The 15,614-nt window shown below is 62.5% G+C and carries 8 protein-coding genes; all 8 read right to left on the reverse strand.

The annotated features are described in order from the left end of the window. Nucleotides 1–189 precede the first annotated feature (189 nt). On the reverse strand, nucleotides 190–3,654 hold the full coding sequence (locus C1878_RS02865; protein ID WP_114600449.1) for an FtsX-like permease family protein: 3,465 nt from the start codon (nucleotides 3,652–3,654) through the stop codon (nucleotides 190–192). Between the two features lie 13 nt (nucleotides 3,655–3,667). Further along, nucleotides 3,668–4,369: an ABC transporter ATP-binding protein gene (locus C1878_RS02870; RefSeq protein ID WP_114600210.1), complete on the reverse strand. Its 702-nt coding sequence runs from the start codon at nucleotides 4,367–4,369 to the stop codon at nucleotides 3,668–3,670. Nucleotides 4,370–4,647: 278 nt separating this feature from the next. After that, entirely contained in the window at nucleotides 4,648–11,619 is a 6,972-nt protein-coding gene (locus C1878_RS02875; RefSeq protein ID WP_158539695.1) for a leucine-rich repeat protein, read from the reverse strand. Between the two features lie 217 nt (nucleotides 11,620–11,836). Next, entirely contained in the window at nucleotides 11,837–13,087 is a 1,251-nt protein-coding gene (locus C1878_RS02880) for an RNA polymerase sigma factor (RefSeq protein ID WP_114600212.1), read from the reverse strand. A 636-nt stretch (nucleotides 13,088–13,723) separates the two neighbouring features. Beyond that, entirely contained in the window at nucleotides 13,724–14,008 is a 285-nt protein-coding gene (gene rplW, locus C1878_RS02885; protein ID WP_114600213.1) for a 50S ribosomal protein L23, read from the reverse strand. Continuing rightward, the gene (rplD, locus tag C1878_RS02890) at nucleotides 14,008–14,631 is read right to left on the reverse strand and encodes a 50S ribosomal protein L4 (RefSeq protein ID WP_114600214.1); all 624 of its coding nucleotides are present in this window, start codon (nucleotides 14,629–14,631) and stop codon (nucleotides 14,008–14,010) included. Before rplD ends, rplW begins: the two co-directional genes overlap by 1 nt. 34 nt (nucleotides 14,632–14,665) lie before the next feature. Next, entirely contained in the window at nucleotides 14,666–15,286 is a 621-nt protein-coding gene (gene rplC / locus C1878_RS02895; RefSeq protein ID WP_114600215.1) for a 50S ribosomal protein L3, read from the reverse strand. 16 nt (nucleotides 15,287–15,302) lie between these two features. Then, on the reverse strand, nucleotides 15,303–15,611 hold the full coding sequence (gene rpsJ, locus C1878_RS02900; RefSeq protein WP_080142318.1) for a 30S ribosomal protein S10: 309 nt from the start codon (nucleotides 15,609–15,611) through the stop codon (nucleotides 15,303–15,305). Between the last annotated feature and the right edge of the window lie 3 nt (nucleotides 15,612–15,614).

The raw sequence follows: 15,614 nt of genomic DNA on the forward strand, positions 1-15,614 counted from the left end.
AGCCAGGCTGCTCCGCAAGTTGAATTCCTCACCTGCCGAACGTCAAGCGAGCCCCAGTTCTTCGCCTCCCGCCTCCGGGCGGGGGCTCGATGCGAGTTCCGCACGAGCCGAAGCGTCCAGCGGACGCTTCGTGCGAGCCAGGACTGCCCGAGCAGCGAGCCCCCGCCCGGAGGCGGGAGGCGAAGAACGTCACTCGTTGGACTTCAGGCTCTCCACCATGTTGACGCCCGCCAGCTTTCGGCGCATGGCCACCATGACGAACACCGTGAACAGCATGGTGAGCGCGAAGGCGATCAGGAAGCTGGCCGGGTGGATGATGCGGCCGAACATCACCTGGTCGACCTCGGCCGTCACCACGACGAAGCTCTCCATCCACACGCCCAGCACCAAACCGACCAAGCTGCCGATGATCGACAGCAGCGCGGTCTCTCGGTAGATGTAGGCGTCCACCTCGCGCGGCGTGAAGCCGAGCACCTTGAGCGTGGCTATCTCGCGCACGCGTTCGGTGATGTTGATGTTCGTGAGGTTGTACAGCACGATGAACGCGAGCGCCGCGGCGGCCACCACCAGAACCACCACGATCATGTTCACGCTCGACAGCATGTCGCGGTAGGCGTCGATGGTCTCGTCGTTGTAGGCGACGGTCTTCACACCGCCGAGCGCGCCCAGCTCCCGGCTGAGCTCGGCGCGCAGGTCCCCGTCGGAGGTTGCGAGGGCGAGCACCGTTGAGCACGGCGGTTCCTCCCCCGCCATCTGCTCGTAGCGCGCAGGGCCGATGAACGCGTAGTTGTAGATGTAGTTCTCCATGACGCCCGTGACCGTGGCCTCGTGCGGCGCGCCTGTGGCGTTGCCAATGGCGTCCTGCTCGGTCAAGGAGACCGCGTCCCCCACGCCCACACCAAGCTGCGCAGCCAGCTTCTCGCTCAGCACGACGCCGTCCTCGCCGAGCTCGATAGGATCGTGCCCCAAGCGCGTGCGCATCATCACGAAGCGGTCGATGTCGGCCGCATCCTGCGGCACGATCACCTGGACGTGCTGGTCGGCGTCGTCGGGGCCGGAGGCCAGCATGTTCTCGCGCTGCACGCGCGCATGGTCGCTCACCAGCCGGGAATCGCCCAGCACTCCATCGAGCTCCATCTGCTCCTGGCTCGTCAGATCGTCCTTCAGGGTGACCATGGCGTTGTACTTGGTGATCTTGCCGAACTGGTTGTCGATGATGTCGTTGATGGCGTCGGACAGGCCCAACCCCGTCAACAGCAGCGCCGTGCAGCCCGCGATGCCGATGACCGTCATGACGAAGCGCTTCTTGTAGCGGAACAGGTTGCGGAACGTCACCTTCCACGAGAAGGACAGGTGCCGCCATAGGGGCGCCGCCCGCTCCAGCAGGATGCGCTTGCCCGACTTCGGGGCGCGCGGCAGCATGAGCGTGGCCGGACGCTCGCGCAGCGTGGCCGTCGCCGCCGCCCAGGTGGCCACCAGGGTGACGCCCACCCCGAGGCCGGCCGCCAACGCCGCCAGGCCCCCGTCGATGGCCAGGGGGAGCGGCTGCGACGGCACGAAGTAGATGATACCGTACGCCTGCATGATGACCGCGGGCAGCACCTGCGACAGCACGGCTATGCCGACGACGCTGCCCGTCACGCTGGCAATGGACGCGTACACCAGGTACTTCGCCGTGATGCGCGCGCGGCTGTACCCGAGCGCCTTGTAGGTTCCGATGAGCATGCGCTCTTCTTCCACCATGCGCGTCATGGTGGTGAGCGCCACGAGCGCCGCCACGAGGAAGAAGATGAACGGGAACACCTGCGCGATGCTGTCCACCCGGTCAGCGTCGGCGTTGAAGCTGGCCACGCCGTAGTTGGCCGCGCGGTCCATGACGTACCAGCTCGGATTCTCCAAATCGTCGATCTGCTTCTGGGCGTCGCTTAGCTGGCGCTCGGCGTCGGCCAGCCGGGATTCGGCCTCGGCCTTCTTGTCCTCGTACTCCGCCAGGCCGCTCTCGTAGTCGGCCCTGCCCTGCGCGAGCTGCTCGCGCCCGCTCGCCAACTGCGCGGCCGCCGCGTTGAGCTGCTGCTGGGCGGCGGCCAGCTGGGATTCGGCCTGCTGGCGGGCGGCGGCGAGATCGGCCGCGCCCTGCTCGGCCTGGGCCACGGCCGCATCGAACTGGACCTTCTGGCCGTCGAAGGCGGCTTGCTGCCGGTCGAGCTCGGCCTTACCGGCATCGACCTCGGCCTGCTTCTGATCGAGAGTCGCCTTCGCATGCTCCAACGCGGCGAAATCGCCTTGGTGGTCCTGCTCGAATTGGGCCAGCTGCTGGGCGAGAGCGTCGCGTTGCTGCTCAAGCGCTGCTTTTTTGGCGGCGAAATCGGGATCGTCCGGATCGAGCGCCGCGATCTGCGCCTTCAGGGCCGCAACGCCATCCTGCATCTGCTGCCTGGCCGCATAGAGCGGATCGGCGCTTGCGTGCCACTCCGTCCACCCCTGCGCCAACGCGTCGGCTCCCTGCTGCCACTGCGCCCATGCCTGCCGGAGCTGCGCCTGCCCCTGCTCGATGGCGGGGCGGGCGGCCTCCACCTGCGCACGGCCGTCGGCTACCTGCTGCTCGGCAGCGGCCAGCTGCTGCTGGGAGCTTGCGCGCTGGCTCGCCAGCTCCGCAACCCCGCCGTCGTAGCTCGCCTGCCCGTCGGCCAGTTGCCGCTCGCTCTCGGTGATGGCGGCCGCGGCGTCGTCCAACTGGCGCTTCGCGTCGGCAAGCTGCGTCTCGGCGTCGGCCTTCTGCCGCTCGTAGTCGGCGCGCTTCTCGTCAAGCTCTTCTTGCGCATCGACGCGCAGGCCGTCGGCACGTGCTCGCTCGCGCGCGGGAGCGAGCGCCTCGACGCGGTCCTTCACCTCCGCCACGCGGTCGTCGTACGCGGCGCTCGAAGCGCGCTCGCTGGCCGCACCCGCAACCGCGAGAAACGCCTCGGTGTAGGGCAGATCGTCGGAAAAGTCGCTTTCGGGCACGTACATATACTGCTGGATGGATCCGCTGCCGAGCGACGTGGCCCCCAAGTTCGAAGACGTCGCGTAATAGGACGAGCTGACGAACCCGACGACCGTGTACGTGTCGACCGCCAGAGCGTCTTCCATGCCCTCGGTCGTCTCGGTGATGCGCACCGTGTCGCCGATGCGCGCGTTCTCGGCCACCACGAGGTCGGACGACAGCACGCACTCGCCCTCCCTCGCCGGCCACGAACCCTGCGTCAAAATGGGCCGGTTGAGGTAGTCCGCGTCGTCCGAGCGGGCGTTCACCCCGTCGGAGGTGTCCGACGAGAGCGCCGCGGAGGGCAGCGAGTGCACGCGCACCGCGTACTGCTCGTCGCCCACGTCGGCCATGACGTCGGTCTCGTAGGCGCCCATGACCGTCTGCACGCCCCCCACGTCGGCGAGCGCCCCCAGGTCGTCGTCCGTGAGTCCGAGCGTCGAGAGCACCCGGATGTCCATGAGGTTGGTGCCGTCGTAGAACGCATCGGCCGCCAGCTTCATGTCGGGGGCCGTCATGCGCAGGCCCGCGTAGAAGCCGGTGCCCAGCGCCACGATGGCGGCGATGGCCAGGAAGCGCCCGAGCGAACGGGTGATGGATCGGGCGACTTCTTTGTCGAACGCGTTTCTCACGACAGCAGGCAACCTACCATTCCAACGTCTCGGCCGACAACGGCGCCTCGTTGAGCTCGACGCCGGCCACGCGCCCTTCGCGAATATGGATGACGCGATCGGCGATGGCCGTGAAAGCGGAGTTGTGCGTGATGAGCACGACGGTCTTGCCGGTGTCGTAGCACGTGTCCTGCAACAGCTTCAGGATGGCCTTACCCGTCTGATAGTCCAGCGCGCCGGTGGGCTCGTCGCACAGCAGAAGCTTCGGGTTCTTCGCCAACGCGCGAGCGATGGCCACGCGTTGCTGCTCGCCGCCGGAGAGCTGCGCCGGGAAGTTGTCCAGCCTATGCCCCAACCCCACCTGCGCCAGCACCTCTGCCGCATCGAGCGGATCCTTGCATATCTGGCTGGCCAGCTCAACGTTCTCCAGGGCCGTGAGGTTCTGCACGAGGTTGTAGAACTGGAACACGAACCCTATGTCGTAGCGACGGTAGTACGTGAGCTCCTTCTGCCCGAACGCGCTGATGTCGCGCCCGTCCAGCATGATGGTGCCCGACGAGCATCCGTCCATACCCCCCAGCATGTTCAGCAGCGTGGTTTTGCCGGCGCCCGAAGGCCCCACCACCACCACGAGCTCCCCGTGCTCGATGTCGAACGTCATGCCGTCGACGGCCGCCACCTCGACCTCGCCCATCGTATACACTTTGCGCACATCGCGAAACTCGACGAAAGCCACCGGTCGACCTCTCTCTTCCTTTCGGTTACGCTCGAACCACCATACACCAACGCCCCAACGCGCGCCAGCAACGAACATGCTTGTCAAACTATCCGCGTTCCGCGTGAGCAGAGCGCTGAAGGTCGCGTTCGGATTCAACAGCAACGCGACCCTGTGACGCACCCGCGCGAAACGGCTGTTCCCAACGTCCCCAACATGCACGAATGGCGGCCCTTTCGGAACCGCCATTCGTTCACATCTCTGCACTCAGTTTGGAATCGCTTGAGCGCTTTGGGGTTTTAGCGTTCGCGCCTCCTTCTCGACCACGAGAGGAGAACCCCACCGGCGGTTACTCCCGCAAGGGCCGCAACAGCGAGCGGCAAAGCGAGGTCGTCGCCAGTTTTCATGAGAGACGACACCGTCTTCTTGCCGTTGTTGCTTGGCAAACCGGACGGCACCGGGTCCACCACGTCGTTGATAAGAGTGACTTGAACGATGACGGTATGTCCCGCCGAAGAATCGAATCGGAGGGGATAGGTGCCCACCACGGCGGTGTCTCCAGCGGACGACGTGCCAAGACCGAGATTCGCGATCGCGGTAGTCGGAACCGCTCTGACGATCGGGTTCTGGTTCGCCGCGATAACGTCGTTGATCGAACCGAGATGCTCGGCGAACACCGCGGCATCCTCTTCGGTCATGTCACCGAACTCGTCGTACACGCGGGCGTTGGCCGCAACGCGGGCCGTCGCTTCGTCGATTTCGCCGCCCTTCACGTGATAGGTGAAGTTGTTGGCGGAGATACCTTCTTGGTTGTTGTTGTGCGTCTCGTCCCAAACGGTGGCCAGGACGGTTGTCTGAGCGTATCCTCCTTCAACGTCGATGTCCCCGGCGAAGTACGTGACGTCGTAATAGCCGATAGCCGGGTCGATCGACACCCCGGAAGCGGATGGGACGACCGTGGCGTACACGATATCCACCGGCTCTTTGGTATCGAGCATCCATGCCTGAGCGAAGCCGCGGGCGATAAGGTCGTTCAGTTTTTCGGCGGGGCTCAATGCATCGTGAGCCTGCGCCTCGGCCAGCGTCATCCTGAAGGGATTGGCGACCACGACGATCTCGTCGGTATAGCCGGGCTTGCCCATCACCCATACCGCCTTCAGCGTGATCTCCTCAACGGTCGGATCGACCGCCAAGTCCCCGTATGTTTTGTCGTCGAGCACAAGCTGGCCGTTGTATTCCCATTGCTTGAATACATAGCCTTTCTTCACGGGCTCTTCCGAAGGCAGCAGGTTGTTGTCTACCCAGTACACATCGGTTCGATCCTCGAACGGATTGCTGGCGCTTGTCGAATCGGATTGGGATCCACCGTCGAGATCGTATTTCACGGTATAGTGCCGCTCGGTCTCGATCGTGACCTCGCCCTCGGGGTCGGTGCCGCCGTCGATGGGGGCGGTGACCGCGTTGGGGATGGTCGCGTCGACGGCGTCGTCGGCGATGTCGGCGCCGAAGCTGAAGGAACGGGACTGGTTCTGCCCGATGCCCGCGAGGGTCACGGTCAGCGTGCGGGAGGCCTCGTCCCACGCGACCGAGTCCCCGGGCTTCTCGCCGCCGGCGATGCGCACGGCGGACTCGCCGGCGAACACGAGCTTGTCGTCGAGCACGTCGGTGACGACGGCGTCCCACGAGGAGGCCTCGGTGGATTCGTTGGTGGCCTCGACGGTGTAGGTGACCGAGTCGCCGGCGTAGTAGGTGCCGTCGGCGCGGTCGTTGTTGACGACCGTCTTGACGAGGCTCGCGTCGTCGACGTCGTTCTCGGTCTCGATCGTGACCTCGCCCTCGGGGTCGGTGCCGCCGTCGATGGGGGCGGTGACCGCGTTGGGGATGGTCGCGTCGACGGCGTCGTCGGCGATGTCGGCGCCGAAGCTGAAGGAACGGGACTGGTTCTGCCCGATGCCCGCGAGGGTCACGGTCAGCGTGCGGGAGGCCTCGTCCCACGCGACCGAGTCCCCGGGCTTCTCGCCGCCGGCGATGCGCACGGCGGACTCGCCGGCGAACACGAGCTTGTCGTCGAGCACGTCGGTGACGACGGCGTCCCACGAGGAGGCCTCGGTGGATTCGTTGGTGGCCTCGACGGTGTAGGTGACCGAGTCGCCGGCGTAGTAGGTGCCGTCGGCGCGGTCGTTGTTGACGACCGTCTTGACGAGGCTCGCGTCGTCGACCGGATTCTCCGAGAAGACCGCCGTATACATCACCGGCCCCACCACTACCTCGTTGGCAGGATCCGCAACCATCGTGGTGCCGTCGTCGGACGACCAGCCCACAAAGTTGTACCACGGCTGCGTCGGGTCGAGCACAGGTACCGCGCTGCTCCCGGCGACTCCCGCAAAAGTACCATCGGTCGGCACATAGATCGAAGTCTCCGCGTCGAAAGGATTGGAGAGCGAACCCTTAGTCGCATCCCACTTGAATTGCACGCGATTATCGTACACGGCCGTATAGGTGATGGGTGCTTTGATAGTGTCGGCGACGAAAGCGAGCTCGTTTTCCGCAAAGCCCGTTTCGCCATGTAGCTTTCCGCTCGGATCGCCGGCAAGCAGCCATCCGGCGAATCGATACGCACCCTGATGCGCGGCGGCATTGTCGACGACGTCGACGCTTTTCAGGCCGACGTCCGCGTCGCCCTCGACGATAAATGGTTTGTTCGTTGTTGCAGAATTATCGTAGTTCAGCACGCCGCGCGACGAGGCAAGGTCGGCGGCATTCGGATCGACCTCGAAGACATAGCGCCCTTCGTCTCGATCGTCCACTTCGTTGTTGTTTATGTCGATGAGGAACCGCGCCTCGTACGTATGGGACGTCGGGCCGACTTCGCGACTGGTTATTTCGGGGTCGGAGTACTCCGTATCGCTCAAGAACCAACCGATAAAACGGATGTCGCCCGGCTGGTATTCGGGCAACGAAGCGTACTCCGGAGGAACGATCACCTCGTACTCGGGGATATCGCTCTGCTTGACCTTGTCGGTCATGGCTTGGTACGTTTTTGTATCGGTTCGATCATTAGGGGTGTTGGTGAAGCGGCCGATACCGTCCGTGTAATCGCGATCGCGTATCTGGAACGTCACCTTCGTTTCGTCCACGAGCCGGAGGACAACGTCCTTCTGCCCCGAGTTTCGGCCGGGACCGCCGCTCACGGGGTAGGTGAAGTCGTGATCGCCCATGACGGTGATCGTCACCTCGGAACCGCTTGCCACCGAAGCGCCGAGCGCATGCACGGCATCCACGTCCTCAGCGCTCAACGACATGTCGCACACGCCGCCATCCGCCTCGAACTCCCAGTCGCGGTCGATGCCTGCGGCGGGACCGCCGTTGTAGAGCACCGAGAGAATCTGCGGCCCGGTGGCAGTCGCAAGCCACCCGACATTCGAGAAGTTGTACTCGACCACGTCGTCGGCGAAGATGTCGACGACGCCGAACTCGTTCACAACGTGCGTGTGGTCGAACGTCACGCCGCGCGTTGTGGTGTACGTCACCTTGTACGGCCCGTTCTTGTCCACCTCGTAGGGCCATTTCAACGTGCGCGTCGTGTAGTCGACGGAATGGGTCGTACCGTCCGGAAGCGTGATAGAAGCGAAGTACATGCCCTCGGGAAGCGTCGCATCGAAGAATATGGTCCCCTTCGGGCCCTGCTTCGTAAAGGTCGAGCTGGGGCTTCCCGCAGCCGGATCGAAGTACACGCTCTTCGGCGTCACGCCATCCGCTTCGTATCCTAAACCATAGTTGATCGTGTTGACGACGGAGGAGCTCGCCTGCGAGCGATACATCTTCACCACGGCGTACGCCACATCGGGGTTGCCGGTGAAGGAATTCGAGGCGATTCCCGCTATCGAAGCCGGAATCTCGAGAACGCCCCGCAGGTTGTTGTTCGCGAACGCCTCTTCGCCGATGCTTGCAACCGGGCCGAACGCGATGTGTTCGATAGCGTTCCCGGAAAACGCGTTGGCGTTCACCGAGACCACACTCGGCAGCGCAAGGTCGACGATCTTGTTATTGGAGAACGCACCGGTTCCCACGTAGGTGACGTACGGAATATCGAGGGTTTCGATCAGGTTGTCGCTGAAGATATACGTAGGGAGCGACGTCATCCACGACGGCAGCTCGACCGTCTTCATGTTATTGAAGGAAAACACTCCCGAGCCGAAGGAGCCCATCGCAAGCGGCGTATCGGGGAATTTCACCGTCTCGATCAAGTTATTGCTGAACGCGCCGCTTCCCACGGCGTAGGTGCCCGCCTTCAATTCCACAGCGGTAAGCTTGTTGTTGCGGAAGGCATTCGATTCGATCTTCTCGACGAATTCGGGCAGATCGATCGCTTCGATGCTATTGTTGGCGAAAGCGCTGGCACCGATGGTGGCAAGCGATGCGGGAAGCGTCAGGGACACGATCCCACTGCCATCGAACGCTTGCTGCATGACGGTCTTGAGGTTCTTTGGCAAAACCAGATTCGTCAGCGTGTTGCCCCTGAAGGCGAAAGCACCGATCGTCGTCAGCGCCGATTCTGAGGCAAACTCGACATGGGACATTTCGCACGCATCGAATGCGCTTGGCCCGATGCTCGTCACCGTCTTCGGAATGTACACCGTACCTGAAATCTTCGCCTTGCCTCCGGAGGTGCCTCCGCCGCCGAACGCCCTTTCGCTGATCGTGACGATTCCCTCTTCGATGGTTACGTTCGAAAAGGTAACGGACGACGGAAACGTTTGCGGGGCTATGGTCGTAACGACGACGTCGTCGAACTTCGCCGGCACCTTCAGATCGGTCGTGCTCCCGCCGAGATATTTCGTGATCGTGCCGGTCTTCACACCGTCGATCACCTGCACGGAGTATTCCCAGTCATCTGTTTTGTTTCGAACGGGAGGTGTTTCGCCGTCGCTCCAATGGATAGTCGCGTACTCGGCTTCCCATGGTGCTCCCGGAATCGAGTCGGTAAGATGCTGGGTCAGATAGATATCCTTGAGGCTCTTCGAGTCGTTCGCGGCGATGATCCTATGGGCTTCTCCGCCGATCGACTGGATACCGGCACCGAAGGTGATCGACTCGATAACGGAGTTGTTCAAGAACGCCATCGAACCGAACGAAGTCACGCTGTCGGGGACGACGAGGTTTGCTATTCTCGTATAGGCGAACGCCGCTTCGCCGATCGTGGCGAGAGATCCGGGAAGCGTGATCTCTTCCAAACTGGAACAGCCGCTGAACGCGCGGGGTTCGATAGTCGTAACCGCGCTGGGAGTCGACGCGTCGATGGCGTCGAACGCGACCGACACGATGTCGCCGTTGTTTTGGAACGCCCATGGCATAACCGACGTGACGGCCGTCGTTCCCACCTTGCCCGGAACAACCACTTTGCCGCCCGTATCGTCGATAGGATGCGGAGGAGGAGTCGCACCTGACAGCCATGATTCGGCGGCGCGGAGCCCGATCAGCTCACCGGTGCCTTCGTCGACATACCACCAAGAATTGTCATCCGCCGTCTTCCAATACACTGTGCAGAACCTGCTATCGGTTAGGTCTGCACCGCCGACGATGCTGCTGGGGTACGCCCACTCCAGATGGACGATCGGTTTCGTCGTGCCGCCCGTGCGGCCGAACGCCTGAACGCCGATTTCCTTCAAGCGCGTCGGCAGATACACTTCGACGATGGGAGCATATGAGAACGCAAGCATCCCGATGACAAGATCGGCGGTGCCGTCTTCGAACGTGACCGCTGTAAGACCGCTTGATGCGAACGCGCTGTTCTCGACAAGCTCAAGCGATCCCGGAAAGGATATGCTCTTCAGTGCGGTGGTCTTCTGAAAAGCCAGGTATTCGATCGTCTTCAACTGGCTGCCCGCCTCGAACGTCACCGACGCAAGCGAGGTGCAGCCGTCGAACGTCGACGAAGGGATCGCCGTGATGCCGGAGGGAATCGCAACGCTCTTCACGCCCGAATCCCGGAACGTTTGATCGGCGAAGGTGGTGATCGTCGGAAGCTGTATCGCTCCAAGGCTCGGGCAGTCGGAAAAAGCGCCGATGCTCAGCGTGTCGAGCGTCGTGGGCAGATCCACATCGACAAGCGACCCGCATCCCCGAAACGCGTATTCCCCTATGAGGTTTACCGATTCGGGTATGGAGACAGCCGCCAGACCACTGCCGGCGAATGCGTATCCTCGAATAGCCGTAACCGCATTGCCCGCGAACGTGGCCGATGAGAGCGATGCGCAGTCTGCAAAAGCATACGCGTCGACCGCAGAGACGTCCGCCGGAACGACCACGCTCGATATCGAGGTTCCCTGGAAAGTCGCCTCGCGAATCAACGTGAGCCCAGAGGGAAGTCGGCCATCCTTCAATTCCATAGGCAAAAACTGGAACGCACGAGCGGCGATGACGGTTATCTCGCTGTTGACGTCGAATTCGATGCCTTTCACATGGGTGCCCGGGAACACGCCGCCGGCGATTTGCGTGATGGTCACCGGGACCGGCTCGCCGTCCTCGGTGTCGGTGCGCAGGCCGACCTTCGGGATATAGAGATGGCCGTTCGCCGGAAAGCCTTCGAGCTCTTCGTTCAGCCCTCTGACGATGCCGTCTTTGTCCACTTCGAGATACGGCGTTGCGTCCACGTAATCGCCGCTCGGCGCGCCGTTTTCGGCAAGGCTGGGAGCGGCGAACGGTGCAACGGCGCTGCGAGTCGCCCCGTCAGGATCGTCCGAGTCCTCCGGGTCGCCCTCCTCTCCCTCGTCGGATGGGGCCTCGGGGGCGGGAGTCGAATCGACGACGGTCACTTCGAGCTCTTTCTCATGCCCGCCGAAAACCGCGTAGAAGGTGTGGACGCCCACGGGGAGACTTGCCAGATAGCCTTTCGCCATCGTGAAGGCACTTTGCTCCGCCGTGTAGGCATTATCGGCCAGCGCGGCATGCTGGGAGTCGTTCAGCGCGTCGAGATCCAAGGAAGCCGTCGCACGGTAGACGACCCGCTTGTCTTCGTGCAAGGAAGAATCGACGTTAAGATCGAACGTGACCTTTGCGGGATTCAATACGATCTCGTCGGCATGTTCCGACAGGACGGAGACGTCCTGCGGGAAGGCTTCTTGCAAACCTCCCTCTATCGGCTGTCCCCTGTCGCCCGCGTTGTCCGTCGACTGCCCGGCGAACGCGGTCGTCGGCACGAGGCCGAAAACAAGCAACGCCGAGAACAGAACCGACAACGCTTTTCTTGTTTTACGTTTCGTTGTATTCATCTCACTCCCACTCTTCTCTCGCGAAGACTCCTGTCTTCGACTTTGCCCAAACGTCTTTCCCACCATTCGCTTCCGGTTCCCATTGGTTTGATCGGGGTCGGCAATTCCCCCTCCGATTCCGTCCGCGCAGACGAGCTAGGGGTGTCCGATGCGGACGGAACCGGAGAGGAGATTGCCGGCTACGGCTTGCCGAAAACGGTTGTGTCGATGCTTTCCATCACGCTCCCCCCTGCCAGCTGTCGAAGGCGGAGATGATGTCGATTCCCGACGGCGGCTTCATATCGAGCGGACCGGTCTTTCGAACGACCGCGCGCTCGCCGGATTGGCTCGTGCGCTCGATATAGAGCGTGCGCGACGTTTCCGAATCAAGCTGGTACACGAGGTATTGATAGGTTGCGGTGACGCCGATCGTGTCGCGAAGGGGCTTCGCCTCGGGCGGTATGGCCATCGGCTCGCCGGGAGCGGTGGTTTCGGAGGAAACCTCGATCGTCTCGCCCGAAGACGGCTCCGAAGGAGCAGTCGGCTCAGATGCCTCGGGCAGCCGACCGTCTTCTTTCTCCTCTTCGTCATTTGCGATGCGCCCGGGCGAAGCAGCGGGCGCCTGGATCGACGAAGGACTCATCGGCGTCGCATCGGATTGCGCCGAAGATGGGAGGGTCGTCAGAAACCAAGCCCCGCCCAGCAAGGCGGCAGCCGCCAGCCCCGCGATGACGGTTTTCGCGACGACGCCCAGAGAAAGAGCCGACGCCGTCGATACGGTGGCCGCCGCGGCGACGCCTGCGCCCGCGAGCACCGCTTCCTTGAGTTTGTCGACGACGTCGGCGGACGCCACCGCGTCGGCATCGATGCGGAAGGCCTCGGTCATGACGGGAAGGGCGGCCACGCCGAACCCCGACGCCCCGATCGACGTGCCGAACTCGGCTTCGAGAAGCTTGCGGAGCTTCTTCTTCGCGCGGTTCAGACGGGTCGACACGGCGGTCATCGAGATATCGAGCGACGAGGCGATTTCCGCGTAGCTGAAATCCTCGAAGTAATACAGCAGCAGGCATGCGCGGTACTTTTCGGGAAGCTCCGAAACGGCGGCCATCAGGCGCGCACGCTCGTCTTCCCGCTCGACGTACTCGTGCGGAAGGAACTCTTGGCGCATTTCCGGAACGGAGAGAGCCTGAGACTCGATCGGCACCTCGTTCGCCGATCGCTTCATCTTTCGCTTCATATCCATACATGCTCCGAACACGATCCGATACATCCACACATCGAATGCTTCCGGACTCTGAAGTTGGTGAATCGATCGTTTTACCGTGAGCAGTGCCTCTTGCGCGGCGTCCTTTCCGTCGTGCTGGTTCCCCATCATCTCGATGGCTATGTACAGCACGTTCTTTGCCCGGGCGTCGAGCAGTTTCTTGAACGATTGTTCGTCGCCTTGTATTGCCCCTTCGATAACTCGAAGAAGTTTCTCGTCAACCATTTCCACACCCCTAGCGCGTTGGTATTAGATAGTCGTAACGTCGAAGGGCTTTCTTTCACTTTTTCGAAAAATAGTTCCGAAAAAATGAGCGACGAGTATTGCATAATCCGTTCCATAGCGATTTGCTGGAATTTACGGCGGAATTGCCCGATTCGACGACATTCCTCTCCGACGGCGGCGGGAGGCTTGGGCGCATTTGACGGAAGGCGCGGCCTCCTCCCGCAATGAACGCTGCGACGAACCCCCTGCGGCGCGAGAGCCTGAAGCAAGGGTTTGACGAGGTTCTTCTTTTGATTGAACCATCATGGGAAACGTAATGGTAATTTCACTTGTCAGCTTGAGAAGCGCTTTCTCGGCGCAGAAGATTTTTCGCTTGAAAGCTACGTGAAATGACGAAATCGGGCGCTTACCATGCCCGATTTCGTCGTTTCACCCGCATAATATGTAACCTTGCCGTAAACAAGGGGAAAACAAGACGTTATGGTAAATCCACAGGATGCATCCATCGCGGCATGCGTTAGGGAGCCGTTTCCGATCCGCAACGGCGCCCTCATCGAATTGCAGAGGCACCGACAAAAAAGCGCCCTGCACGTTGCAGGGCGCTTTCGGTTAAGCGATGGTGCGAGCCAGAGCGGCTTAGGAGGCGAACAGCTCGATCGTGTCGCCTTCCTTGAGCGTGACCATGGCCTTCTTCCACGTGCGGGTCTTGCCCAGCTGGTAGCGAACGCGCTTGGGCTTCGGCTTCACGTTCAGCGTGTTCACCTTGACCACCTTCACGTCGAAGATGGCCTCGACGGCCTGGGCGATCTCCACCTTGTTGGAGTCCTTCGCCACCTCGAACGTGTACGTGTTCTGCTCCATCATGTCGTAGCTATGCTCCGTGATGATGGGGCGGATGATAACCTCGCGGGGATCCTTCATTATGCGAGCACCTCCTCGATGTACTTGAGGGCGTCGGCCGTCACCACGAGCTTCTTGTTGTCGATGAGCTCGTAGGTGTTGATCTCGGACACCGGGATGATGTTCACCTTCGGGATGTTGCGGAACGACAGGTAGGTGTTCACGTCGTCGTCGGCGATGACCAGCGTCACGCGGCCTTCCAGGCCGAGCGCTTTCATCGCGGCGACGGCGGCCTTCGTGGACGGCTTCTCGAACTTGAAGCCCTCGACGATCACCAACTCGTCGTCGGCCAGCTTGGCGGACAGCGCGGAGCGCATGGCCAGCTTGACCTCTTTGTTGTTCACGCGGAACGCGTAGGAACGCGGATGCGGGCCGAACACGGTGCCGCCGCCGGCCCACTGGGGAGCGCGGATGGTGCCCTGACGGGCGCGGCCGGTGCCCTTCTGGCGCCACGGCTTCTTGCCGCCGCCGCGCACCTGCCCGCGGGTCAGCGTGTTGCTCGTGCCCTGACGCCACGCCGCGCGCTGGGAGCGCACGACCGTGTGCATGACCGGCACGTTCGGCTCGATGCCGAAAACGGAGGCGGCGAGGTCGGCGGAACCGGCCTTCTTCCCGCTCGCGTCTTTGATCTCAATCGTGGTCATAGGTGTATAACTCCTTTTGTTTCAAATCCCACGTTTACGCCATGCGGACGCGAACGATGCCATTCTTGCCGCCGGGGACGGCGCCCTTCACCAGGATGAGGTTCTGATCCTCGTCGATGCGCACGACCTCCAGGTTCTTCACCGTCACGGTGTCCACGCCCATGTGGCCGGGGAGCTTGAGCCCCTTGAACACGCGGGACGGCGTGGCGCACTGGCCAACCGAACCGGGAGCGCGGTGGAAGTGCGCGCCGTGGCCGCCCGGGCCGCCGCGATGGCCGTAGCGCTTCATGACGCCGGCGAAGCCCTTGCCCTTGGACGTGCCCGTGACGTCGACCTTCTTCGTCTCGGCGAAGGCGGCGACCGTCTGCTCGTCGCCCACGTTGTACTCGCCGGCGTTCTCCACGCGGACCTCGCGCAGGTAGCGCACGGGAGCCGTGCCCTGCTTCTCGAAGTGTCCCTTCATGGGGCGGTTGACCTTCTTCTCCTTGATGGTGCCGAAGCCCATCTGAACGGCCTCGTAGCCGTCGGTGTCCTTCGTCTTGACCTGGCAGACCTTGTTGGGCTCGGCCTGGATGACCGTCACCGGAATGACGCGGTCGTCCTCGCCGAAGATCTGGGTCATGCCGATCTTCTTACCGTAGATTGCGTTGATCATTATCGCCTGACCCCCTTTACAGCTTGATTTCGATGTCGACGCCGGCGGGGAGATCGAGACGCATCAGGGAGTCCACCGTGTTCGGGGTGGGCTCGAGGATGTCGATGAGGCGCTTGTGCGTGCGCATCTCGAACTGCTCGCGGGAATCCTTGTCGACGTGCGGACCGCGGACGACGCAGTACAGGTTGCGCTCCGTCGGCAGCGGGATGGGACCGGACACTTTGGCACCCGTCTTCTGCGCGGTATCGACGATGAGCTTCGTGGACTGGTCCACGATCTCATGGTCGTACCCCTTCAAGCGGATGCGAATCTTCTGATTAGCCACTTA

It is taken from the genome of Gordonibacter sp. 28C (genome assembly GCF_003339845.1).
Lineage (GTDB): Bacteria > Actinomycetota > Coriobacteriia > Coriobacteriales > Eggerthellaceae > Gordonibacter.

Excerpts from the sequence above, each read along its gene's own strand:
- C1878_RS02875 (WP_158539695.1), bottom strand. The coding sequence starts at position 11,619 with ATGAATACAACGAAACGTAAAACAAGAAAAGCGTTGTCGGTTCTGTTC.
- C1878_RS02880 (WP_114600212.1), bottom strand. The coding sequence starts at position 13,087 with ATGGTTGACGAGAAACTTCTTCGAGTTATCGAAGGGGCAATACAAGGC.
- rplW (WP_114600213.1), bottom strand. The coding sequence starts at position 14,008 with ATGAAGGATCCCCGCGAGGTTATCATCCGCCCCATCATCACGGAGCAT.
- rplD (WP_114600214.1), bottom strand. The coding sequence starts at position 14,631 with ATGACCACGATTGAGATCAAAGACGCGAGCGGGAAGAAGGCCGGTTCC.
- rplC (WP_114600215.1), bottom strand. The coding sequence starts at position 15,286 with ATGATCAACGCAATCTACGGTAAGAAGATCGGCATGACCCAGATCTTC.